Origin of the sequence: Microcystis sp. LE19-84.1B, from assembly GCF_027531875.1 — a bacterium.
Classification (GTDB): domain Bacteria; phylum Cyanobacteriota; class Cyanobacteriia; order Cyanobacteriales; family Microcystaceae; genus Microcystis; species Microcystis panniformis.
In genome coordinates this window covers 1-1,006 of sequence record NZ_JAPZSR010000224.1, presented here as the reverse complement: position 1 = coordinate 1,006, position 1,006 = coordinate 1, and the positions used below count along the sequence as shown (strand labels likewise).

The window sequence follows — 1,006 nt, the reverse complement described above, 5'->3', positions numbered from 1 at the left end:
GATTCGATCGCTAGTAATTCTTCTAGATCCGCCTCAGTTAAGGGATTTTTGTCGATTAATCCCTGTAAAATCGTCAAAATCTTCATAGCTGTTATATCAGAATTAGCCAAAAACTGTCCCAATGATTCAGGAATAATTATCTAGGGTTAGCCACCCATACCGGCAGATTAATCCTGCTCAAGATTTTTTTGAGAGTGTTTTTTAGGGTTATTTGCCCAAAAATGAAGGGTTTGCAGGCAGGCACGGATTCCCATTATATATATAAGTATATGTCAAGTTCCGTTTTCAGTCAAGGGGTTTGGCCAAAAATCTCTCCTGCTTTTACTGGGGTTAAAGTGAACAAAGTAACCAGAGAAAAAGGAATTGCTATTATGGAAATGGAGGAAAATTAGAGGTCACTGAGCCTTGTCGAAGTGAGGAAATTTATGGATCCACGTTTAGAAAGTTTTGTCAAAAATTTGTTTAGGGGACTGGTGGCAGGAGACGGCGATGTTTTTTCGCGAATGGCTTCGAGTCATGAAGGCGCTAGTCCTGTTTATCCCGAACCTTTGGCGAGAATCGTCAGCACTATCAAGGCAGATTTTGATCGGGGTAAATTTTCTAAACTGCGAACGCGTTCGGATTATGAGGAGGCAATCAAGCCTTATTTTGAAAGTTTTGCCTTGCTCTATTCTCCCGAAGATTTTCCCGTAAATTCCGAGGATGAAGACGATTTTGAGGATGAAGATGATTTTGAAGATGAAGACGATAATGAATGAAGCTCAAAAAGCCTTTTTAAAGATAGTTGAATCGGTTTACACCGATGGGGTGGACGCGAGGGGTAAGCCAGAATTATCCGAGGATGAGAGGGTTAGTCTCCCTAAAATTGGCTCTTCGTTACCCTTTATGCTAAATCAACATACAAGATGCCAAGATAACATACTTCTAACCCAAAAATTCCGAAAGTTTCTAAAGCCATAGCCTCTCCGTTTTATTAGTTTAAGTTTATTGTTGATTCCCTCGACCA

Annotated in this window: 3 protein-coding genes; 2 read left to right on the top strand and 1 reads right to left on the bottom strand. The window is 40.3% G+C overall.

Going from position 1 to position 1,006, the window contains the following annotated elements; all coding sequences use genetic code 11:
- Positions 1-269 precede the first annotated feature (269 nt).
- Both O9324_RS13015 and O9324_RS13010 read left to right on the top strand, forming a co-directional pair.
- On the top strand, positions 270-392 hold the full coding sequence (locus O9324_RS13015) for a hypothetical protein (protein WP_288140404.1): 123 nt from the start codon (positions 270-272) through the stop codon (positions 390-392).
- A 33-nt stretch (positions 393-425) separates the two neighbouring features.
- Positions 426-758: a hypothetical protein gene (locus O9324_RS13010; RefSeq protein ID WP_288140403.1), complete on the top strand. Its 333-nt coding sequence runs from the start codon at positions 426-428 to the stop codon at positions 756-758.
- Between the two features lie 135 nt (positions 759-893).
- Here O9324_RS13010 and O9324_RS13005 read toward each other — a convergent pair.
- A partial coding sequence (locus O9324_RS13005; RefSeq protein WP_071784045.1) for a transposase occupies positions 894-1,006 on the bottom strand: 113 nt, incomplete at its 5' end.

Coding starts and splice junctions, on each gene's coding strand:
- O9324_RS13015 (WP_288140404.1), top strand. CDS start 270: ATGTCAAGTTCCGTTTTCAGTCAAGGGGTTTGGCCAAAAATCTCTCCT.
- O9324_RS13010 (WP_288140403.1), top strand. CDS start 426: ATGGATCCACGTTTAGAAAGTTTTGTCAAAAATTTGTTTAGGGGACTG.